Raw genomic sequence first — 9,369 nt, forward strand, 5'->3', positions numbered from 1 at the left:
TCGTCCAGGACTTCTTGTTCATCCATCAGCTGGTTGACGATGGTGTCCCGGACGGATTTGGCTTTGGCCTTGCCGCCCAGATCCCTCAAGGCACTCACGAGCCTGGGAACAAAGAAAGCGGCACTCCCGACCGTCGGTGTCTTTGCATTTACTACCATGCATCCCTCGATGATTTGCGTAAAGCGCAAATCTAGCATGGCGTTTGGCGCAATGCGCTTTGTGTGATCTGCCGGGGGTCTGAAGAATGCCCGGCATGCACATCGGACAGGTCATTCGCGTACTGCGCACCGAGCGCGGGGCCACCTTGGAGTCCCTGGCCTTTGAGGCCGGAACGGATGCGAGCAACTTGTCGCGCATTGAACGCGGGGTGCAACAACCCACCGAAGATGGTCTGAAGGCGATCGCTGGCGCCTTGGGCACGTCGGTGGCGGCCATGTACGCCTTGGCAGAAGGCAAGCAGCTCACGGGCGATGAGGTGGCGGGCCTGCTGCGGCCCGAGGACATGGGACGAGAAGCGATCCAGATGCGCAGGTATTTCCGGTCGTTGACGCCCGAGTACCAGAAGCTGGCCCTGGAGCTGGTCAAGACCTTGGCCAGGACTCAACCAAAGATCTAGTCTGCGAAGATGCCCTGGCGGCACGAACCACCTGGGCCGAGCAGTCTGCCCATTGTTTGAGCATGGCAACAAAAGCTTGGCGGTTCAATCACTTGCAGCAATGCCAGCGGACTTGTCCACAGGTTTGACCACGGTCTTTGGGGATGGATGCGTGCTGTGGCGGGTTGCTGTTTCCAGCAGCGATCGGGTGCGAGCACCCCGTCACGCCAGCTAGTACAGCTCCCGTTCACCAATGATGATCTTTCATGCTTTGATCACGCAGTCAAAGGCAGTACCGACATCGCATCGCGGTGGGGCGGTAAAGGCTGTGAGCAGCCGGTCCCGTGCAGCCGCTTTATGGCCGCTGTCGGTTCTACAGCGGCTTTTCACTAGGGCGGCCATGATGATCCTGCCTCGTTTCCGCGCACAGCAAGAAATGACACAATGCGAACTTTTGAACGAACCATGAATAATCTCACCCGATCAGGCGGGGACGGACAGGACTGAAGTGATGGGAACTATAAGTGAGGCCTTCCGTTTCGTCGACCTCTTCGCTGGGCTGGGTGGCTTCCACGTCGCCCTCGATGAGTTGGGGGGGCGTGGCGTATTCGCTGCTGAGTGGCAGCCCACGCTGAATGCCCTCTACAAGGTCAACTTCGGTATCGACGCTTGGGGTGACCTTAACGACCTGAGCAGCGACGAAATCATCGACCAGAGCGTGCCCGATCACCACGTCCTTACCGCGGGTTTCCCGTGTCAACCCTTCTCGAAGGCAGGAGACCAACTGGGCTTCAAGGACACAAATCAGGGCAATCTCTTCTTCAAGGTGCACGACATCCTGCGCGTCAAGCGACCGCTGCACTTCATCTTGGAGAACGTGCCCAACATCCTCAAGCACGACGGCGGCCGCACCAGCACCACGATCATCCGCTTGCTGGAAGAGCTTGGTTACTCCGTCGACGTGGAGCACTTCTCGCCCCACGAGTTCGGCATTCCACAGATCCGAAACCGCGCCTACTTCGTAGGTTCACTCAAGGGTCTCGATTATTTCGAGTGGCCGGCGAAGCACAAGGATCCCACCAAAATCCACTGGGTACTGCGCCACGAAGCACATTCCAGGCGCGCCATCCCGGAACAGACGCTGCGAGCCATCGACATGTGGGGCGACTTCCTGCGCCGCTCGCCGGCTGCGCTGAAGCTGCCTTCCTTCCCGATCTGGGCAATGGAGTTCGGGGCGACCTACCCCTACGAAGACGAAACTCCGCCGGGGGTTTGGGCTAGCAGAACTGTGTGGGGTCTTCGCCAGATGGGCTTCAAGGGCAGCTTCGGCCAATCCCTCGATTGCACGATCGACGAGCAAATCACGCGGATACCGAGCCATGCCAACCGCGCAGGCGACTTCCATTTCCCACAATGGAAGCGGACTTTCATCAGGCAGAACCGAGAGTTCTACCAAGCCAACCGGTCCTGGATTGATCCCTGGCTTGAAAGGTGGCGCCCTCAAGACTTCCCCTCCAGCTTCCAAAAGCTGGAGTGGAACGCACAGGGTGAAGAGCGCGACATCGACAACTTCGTGCTGCAGGTGCGTGCGTCTGGGCTGCGGGTCAAGCGTCCCACGACCTCCCCAAGTCTCATCGCTTCCACGGAGACCCAGGTGCCCATCCTCGGTGCTAACCTGGCCGGTAAACGTCGCTACATGACTCCAGCTGAGTGCGCTGAACTTCAGTGTCTCGGCGGCATCCAGTTGCCGGCATCCGACATCAATGCGTATAAGGCCCTCGGCAACGCAGTTAACGCCCACGTCGTCAAAGCGATCGCAGAACGATTGCTGTGCAAGCTCATCCGTCCTACCTCAATCATCAACTCTGACCTCGAACCGTTGAAGGCTACTGCATGACCGACCACATCGAACACGAGAACGACGACTTGGACGAGGAGGACCCTCGGGTCCAATTGCTAGAGAGCCTCGCCGACGGGTTGGCGACCCTCTCGGAGGCTTCAGACACGCCCAATGGCGTCTCCCCAGTGTCTTCGATGTTCAGCAGCGTCGACGTCGACTTTGCCTCCGATGGGTGGATGAACCAACTGGCTGAGGTCCAGGGCTGGCTGTACTTCAGCGATGACCTCCCGCTCACGGGTGGCGAACCCTTCCTTCGGGCTCTCATTGCTGAACTCGAACTCGACCCCGGCGACCTCCTCGCCCCCGGAACCGCCTCCCCGCCGCTGACCATCCGAGCGCTTGAACGCCTGAACGAGCGCGTGGACACCGCCTGTCGGCTGCAGGCCGACTTCCTCGAAGAGCTTGAGGCCAAGGGCACTAGCCGTGCGACGGCAACCCAATCCTGGGCTGACGCGTGGGCCGAGATCGACGTGAGCGAGGAAGCGGCAAGCCCAGAACCGGTCACGGCGAAGGCCGACGTCTGGCCTATCTTCCAACTCACCAAGAAGGCGCCTAACCTAACGCCGTCGTACCAACGAGGTGACGTTTGGAGCAATGGCGACCGCCAGTCCCTGATAGAGTCCATCCTCCGGGGCGTCCCCTTACCGTCCATCATACTGTTGAGAACCGGGCCTTCCACCCCGCATGAGGTCGTGGACGGCAAGCAGAGGCTCACGGCCATCCTCCGGTTTGTGGGAAAACACCCCGTTGCCAAGCAGAAGGTCGCTGAAGTCACCGCCCGGCACAGTGGAAAAAAGTTCAACGAACAAGGACGTCTCGACAACAGCGGTCACAGGAACTTGACGGATTTGTTCAACGACGACTACCCGGCCTTCCGACGTGCGTGGAAAGCGTTGGAGGGTTACGCACTCAAGGCCGAGCATGAGGACAACTATTACTTCCCGTTCAAGTTGCGCTCAACCGGAGACGGCGGATTGGTCGGTCCATACCTCGAACCTCTACGCGGTAAGTACTACACGCAGATCAAGGGCCAAGAGATTAACGTCGCTGGTCAGCAAATCAACGTCGATGCTTTGTTTGAGGACCCCGTGGATTACAAAATCCCCGTCATCGAGTACACACGGGCGAGCCAAGCCCAGATTCATGAGGTCTTTCGCCTTTACAACAAGCAGGGCGTGCACCTGAACGCGGAAGAGATCCGTAACGCTGTCTACCACGAGGTAGAACTCACCCGCGCGACTCTTGCCGCCGCCGGCGACGCCGACCCGAACACTGATGTCTCCAAAATCGCCGAATCGCTGGCAGGTGTCGTCAATCTTGGCCGCCTCGGTGAGGCGCTCAGTAGCTACGGTTTTGGGGACACACGCTACAAGCGCACTAAGCTTCTCGCGTGGGTCATCTCGGTTCTTGTGCATGACACAGCTGGAAAAGACCTTGCATCGACTAGTCGCTATATCGACCAGTTGCTGATCAAGATTCAGAATAGCAGGTCACATCCCTTAGCCCATCCCCCGACGTTGACCAAGTTGTTCTCGCTGCTGGTAAAAGCTGTCGAACTCCACTCCTCGCACGATGAATTGTGGTCCGATCAATTCAAGGATGGCGGCAATGGTGCCAAGTGGCAGGAACTCCAACTCGTTGGTTCCCTCGTGGGCATTACCATGGCCTTAGCGACCTCGCCGAACGACATAGAGGACCGCATCGAGGCTAATGGTGATGCGATCCGAACTGCGAGCGAGGAATCCACGGACTGGAAACGCCCCAAAAATGCGCAGACAAAAACCCAGTGGGACTACATCGCCAGGATCAGCAAAAGTCTCCTCGAATTATTGGACATCTACCCTGATCAAGCGGCTGAGGCAATACGTCTGCAGTTCGGGACTTGCGGTTACGCGTCGTTGCAGCGGATGCTAATTCAACCGAAGAGTTGAGCGCGGTGCCAGTAAGCTCCCCGCTCGTCGAGCACGTCTACTTCCATCCACCCGTTCCGCAGGAAGCGGACTCGTGGTGGACCCGCTACAAGGCTCAACTCACCGGCTTGACCGACACAGCGCGTGCCTCAGTTGAAGCAGACTCCCGCTACATTCTCCAGCGCGGAATCTTGTCAGCCGACACCGCGAAACCCGAAGAGTGGTCATCCAGCCGCTCGCGCACGGGACTTGTAATGGGTTCGGTCCAGTCAGGCAAGACCGCTTCTATGCTGGGTGTCTCAGCCCTGGCCATCGACAACGGCATAGACATCATCGTCGTACTCGCAGGGACTCGTCTTTCCTTGTGGCGCCAGACCTATGAGAGACTGGTGCAGCAGTTGGACTCGGGAGAGGAAAACGCACAGAAGATCAAGCGTCGCCTGCTGTGCCCGCCGCCTGGCATCGCAATGTCAGAGCAGACACTCCCACTGACAACCACCTACCGGCTGCCGCCGGCACAGGTTCGCCAACGCCTGAGTCAGGGTAAGCCACTGATCATCGTGGCGATGAAGCAGACCGACCATCTGCATGCCTTGGCAGCAAGCCTCCGCGCCAACGTCTTTAGCTCGGTCAAGGAGCTTGATCGCACCGTCCAAATGCTCGTGCTTGACGACGAGGCCGACGATGGATCCATTCTCGATGCCATCGTTGAGTCTTCGCAGGACCCAATTTACGGCAGATTGAAGCAGATCCCGCGTGCGATCGCTAACCTCTGGGATCCGCCCCAGGGGTCGCCTGAAAATCTTTTCTCGACTTACATCGCCTACACGGCGACACCCCAGGCCAACCTCCTTCAGGAGGACCACAACCCCCTAGCGCCCCGAGACTTCCTGATCTCTCTTCGCACGCCGCTCGATGTCGGCCATCCAGTAGACACAAGCGATCCTGGCAACCTCAACGCCCCCCGCTCATCGACCTATCCAGAGGCTGTGGGGATCCGCTCCTACTACACCGGCGGTGAGGTCTTCTACCGGCGAGCAGAGGCAGCCAAACTGTGCGTGCCCACCACCAACTCTGTGCAGCAAGATCTTGCCGACGCCGTCCGAGCTTTCTTGGTGGCGGGCGCCGTCCGCCTGCACCGATCTGGCAGGATTGGCCCGTTGTCTGCAATCACTGCCCAGTTCGACGCCGAGCACGAAGCCCTTGCCTGCGTGGCTCCTCCGCACTCGATGCTATACCACCCCTCAGCCGCGATCACGGATCACTTCAGGGGCGCTGAGGACATCTTGCTTTGGGCAGGGATCCAGGACCGGGCGACGGCGCGAAATTTGCTCGACGCAGGTGATGCAAGGCTCCCCGACAGTTTGGTGAATGACCTAAGGGCTGAACCCACGCCGTGGGCACAATGGCTCGACAAGTACCGAGCCTCCGCCGAAGCAATAGAAGGCGAGTTCAACGTACTGCCGCCGATTAAATTCCCAGACTGGCAGTCCATCGAAACCCTGCTCATCGAAGAGGTGATCCCGGGGACTAGGGTCACTGTGGTCAATAGTGACCCCAATGCTGATGACCGTCCTGCGTACACGCCCAGCAAGGACCCGGCAACAGGCAAATGGAGAGCCGCCCGAGACACCTGCACGATCTTTGTCTCAGGCAACGTCATGGCTCGGGGACTGACCCTGGAAGGGATGACCACAGCGCTATTCCAACGTTCATCGGCCAACCCACTAGCCGACACTCAGATGCAGATGCAGCGCTGGTTCGGATATCGGGGATCCTATATCGAACTGTGCCGAGTCTTCGCTTCGAGCGATCAACTCGCACTTTTCCGTGCTTACCACGATGTCGACGAAGCGGTGCGCACAGCCATCACCGAGCGCATGATGAACGGATCCCCTGAGCCGGTTGTTTTGCAGGGCCTCAACTTCGAGGCCACCGGAAAAATAGCGGGCGTTGGCAACCTTCCCCTGTCTCCAGGAGCTCGCCCCTTCGTCACTGTCATCAATGAAGGCAAGCAGGAGGATCCTAATGCAGAGGTCGTTGCGAAACTCTTTGCGCGCCCCTCCAGCGATCTCACTGTGGCCGACGTGCAGCGTGGCCGGATACTGGACGTGCCGCTCAAACTTACAGAGGCCGCCGACCTCTTGGACCGTCTGACTTTTACCCACTACCGACCCGGGCGCCTGGGTTTCTACGCGGACTTCTGGAGTCGGATCGAATCACGAGCACACGCGATCAGCCCACTTCCAGACCGCCCGTTCTACCGACCGCCTGTAAGGGGCGGTGAGGGGGACTTGACCCGGCGCGCCTGCCCTTATGCCATCGCCGCCTACCTTCGACTCTGGTCAGCGAGCCTCACTCGCCCGATCACGGGGCTCTTTGTCACCGGCAATCCCGGCGACCTGTGGTCCTACGCCGACCTCGGCCGCAAGACGGCTGAGCAGCCACGGTTCTGGGTCGGCATTCGCTACGGAGATGGTGCCACTGTGTCCACTGGTCCGCTGGCACGACTCCCTTTCAAAATTCGCGCCACTACCAAGAAAGTGGTCGGGGGCGAACTCAAGACGACTTGGGGGGCGAGTGACCCCAACGCCGGCCCGGGCCAGTATCGCGGCGATGTCTACTTTGACTATTACCACCGAAACCTTGCCGTGCCGATAAGCAGCGACACGGCGTGGCGGCCCAGCGGCTCCGACGGTCAGATCCTCATTTACGTCAATCAACATCCGAGCGACCTGTACCCGACGGTCGCAGCCGGAGTTTGCCTGCCTGCGGGAGGTCCTGAGCAGTTTGCCGCTACCCGTGCTGGGGCGGCCACCGTGACAAGGAGCCTTTCATGACCAGCTACGAAGCAGTTCTCGAGCAGATCAACGCAGTGCCGGCGGGTCTCACTGGAAATGACCGAGCCATCAATTGGTTGACCGACGCGCAGGTTGTCGGTGTAGCCCGGACTAGTCGCGGACACCTGGAACTTTTCCTTGCAGGTGAGCAACTCAAGCCGCGGACCAGCACCGTGAAGTCCGCGATTCACTACCACTCGTGGCACCGTAACACGAAACCGCCACTGAGCGCAAACCGCATCCTATTACCTGCTCTGGGACACTTCGATCAGGTTGGCGCATTCATTGCCGCCGAACTATTGCGCGAGAAAGCTGACGTCAATCTGGAGCGCGCCTTCGCGGTCACCGAACCCTTGATCGAACTCGCCATCAAGCGTATGGAGATCTCCGAGAACGCCATCATCGGACTTTTCGGGGAATTGCTCCTTCTCGACGCTCTCTGCCGCCGCGCAGATGATATGCACGTTGGGCCGGTCGTCCATGCTTGGGATGGCTGGCGCCGCTCAGCAAGAGACCTCACGTGGGAGGGCACGGGCGTGGAGATAAAGACCACAACTCGCAGTACCTCAAGTCACGCCGTCCATGGCGTGCACCAGATCGAGCCTGCCGCTGCCACTGATGACAGCCCTGGGGAATCGCGCCTGCTCCTCGTAAGCATTGGTCTGCAACAGCCAGATCCCAATGTGCCTGCCTTGTCGATCCCATACCTGGTGGAGAGCATCGTCGCGCGACTCACCGTGAGCGGAGCTAGCGGCTTGGTCGACGAGTTTCTTAAACGCATAGCCATGTACGGCTCGGAGTCGGGTATCGGATACGAGCATGCCACGATGGCCGACGAGGCTCCGTTCACGACCCCGTTTACCGTGACCTTCGTCCGGGGCTACGACATGGCAGACCCGGCCGTCGATGTGCTGCGGCACGATGACGTGGTCGCCCACCAGCATGTGGACGCCCAGTCTCTCAGCTTCCGCGTGGAACTTCCCGCGACGATCAGCTTGAACAACCCTATCGCAGGTGCCCGACGCGTCGCGGAGGCGATCCTGGGCCTGCATAGTTAGGAACGCTCTGCACAACGCGCTGAAAGGTATTCCAGTGCCCGATCAAAGCGCGGGGCAATTAGTCGGAAGGACACGGCTGGCTCTTCGCGACGAACTACTTGGCCCTCCAAACCCGTCGCCCGTAATTTGGTTGCGATCGACTGCTCCCGCTGCAGACTTGTCATTGATTGATCGCCATGCACTCAAACTTGAAACTGGACTTGAACAGTCAAGCGAGAGTCAGCACCCCGTCCGGTGAAAACTTCACCAAAAGCCACACCGGGTTTCAGAGGGGGTAGAGAAAGTAGCCGCTACCGAGTTGCAGCCAGGTGCTGCCGAACAGGGCCAGAGAGCGATTGCAGGCCGCTCTTACCTGGGAAAAAGAGCAAAAGCCCCAGTAAAAAAGCCCCCGCAATGCGGGGGCTTTGACTTACTGGCGGAGTGAGAGGGATTCGAACCCTCGATGAGACTCTACATCCCATACTCCCTTAGCAGGGGAGCACCTTCGGCCACTCGGTCATCACTCCGCGAAACCAATATTATGCCCCAAAACCGGGGCGCCTCGTCAGGTCTTGGCCAAAGAATCGACCGGCTGGTCCAGGTCGAACTCGCGGTGCAGGGCGCGCACGGCCAGCTCCATGTACTTCTCGTCGATCACCACCGAGGTCTTGATCTCGGAGGTGGAGATCATCTGGATGTTGATGCCCTCTTCGCTCAGGCTGCGGAACATGCGGCTGGCCACGCCGACGTGGCTGCGCATGCCGATACCGACGATGCTGACCTTGCAGATCTTGGCGTCGCCCAGCACCTCGGCCGCGCCCAGCTTGGGCGCCACCTGGCCCTTGAGCAGGTCCAGCGTCTTGGCCAGATCGTTGCGGTTGACGGTGAAGCTGAAGTCGGTCTTGCCGTCTTTGCTGATGTTCTGGATGATGACGTCCACCTCGACGTTGGCGTCGGCCACCGCGCCCAGGATCTGGAAGGCGATGCCGGGGGTGTCGGGCACGCCCAGGACAGAGACCTTGGCTTCGTCGCGGTTGAAGGCAATGCCGGAAACAACGGCTTGTTCCATGGTGTCGTTTTCCTCAAA

General features: G+C 59.6%; 7 protein-coding genes and 1 tRNA gene. 5 read left to right on the top strand and 3 right to left on the bottom strand.

Features of this window, described 5'->3' with window-relative positions; translation table 11 throughout:
• On the bottom strand, positions 1–197 hold a 197-nt coding region (locus HA630_RS10450; protein ID WP_166834528.1), incomplete at its 3' end, for a hypothetical protein.
• Between the two features lie 56 nt (positions 198–253).
• Here HA630_RS10450 and HA630_RS10455 point away from each other — a divergent pair.
• From HA630_RS10455 to HA630_RS10475, 5 genes are all read left to right on the top strand, one after another.
• A complete protein-coding gene (locus HA630_RS10455) occupies positions 254–616 on the top strand; it encodes a helix-turn-helix domain-containing protein (RefSeq protein WP_166834530.1) in 363 nt (120 codons plus the stop codon).
• A gap of 490 nt (positions 617–1,106) precedes the next feature.
• Positions 1,107–2,492 carry a DNA cytosine methyltransferase gene (locus HA630_RS10460; RefSeq protein WP_166834532.1) on the top strand — a complete coding sequence of 462 codons (1,386 nt, stop codon included), beginning with the start codon at positions 1,107–1,109 and terminating at the stop codon, positions 2,490–2,492.
• Positions 2,489–4,426 (top strand): DUF262 domain-containing protein, encoded by a 1,938-nt coding sequence (locus tag HA630_RS10465; RefSeq protein ID WP_166834534.1) that lies wholly within the window; start codon positions 2,489–2,491, stop codon positions 4,424–4,426. The genes HA630_RS10460 and HA630_RS10465 overlap by 4 nt, the downstream gene beginning before the upstream one ends.
• A gap of 5 nt (positions 4,427–4,431) precedes the next feature.
• Positions 4,432–7,245: a Z1 domain-containing protein gene (locus HA630_RS10470; protein WP_371809239.1), complete on the top strand. Its 2,814-nt coding sequence runs from the start codon at positions 4,432–4,434 to the stop codon at positions 7,243–7,245.
• Positions 7,242–8,303 (top strand): PD-(D/E)XK motif protein, encoded by a 1,062-nt coding sequence (locus tag HA630_RS10475; protein WP_166834538.1) that lies wholly within the window; start codon positions 7,242–7,244, stop codon positions 8,301–8,303. Before HA630_RS10470 ends, HA630_RS10475 begins: the two co-directional genes overlap by 4 nt.
• A gap of 413 nt (positions 8,304–8,716) precedes the next feature.
• Here HA630_RS10475 and HA630_RS10480 read toward each other — a convergent pair.
• Both HA630_RS10480 and HA630_RS10485 read right to left on the bottom strand, forming a co-directional pair.
• A tRNA-Ser gene (locus HA630_RS10480) sits at positions 8,717–8,809 on the bottom strand.
• 38 nt (positions 8,810–8,847) lie between these two features.
• Positions 8,848–9,369: ACT domain-containing protein (locus tag HA630_RS10485; protein WP_166834540.1), on the bottom strand; the 522-nt coding region annotated here is incomplete at its 5' end.

Source organism: Aquabacterium sp. A08, assembly GCF_011742065.1.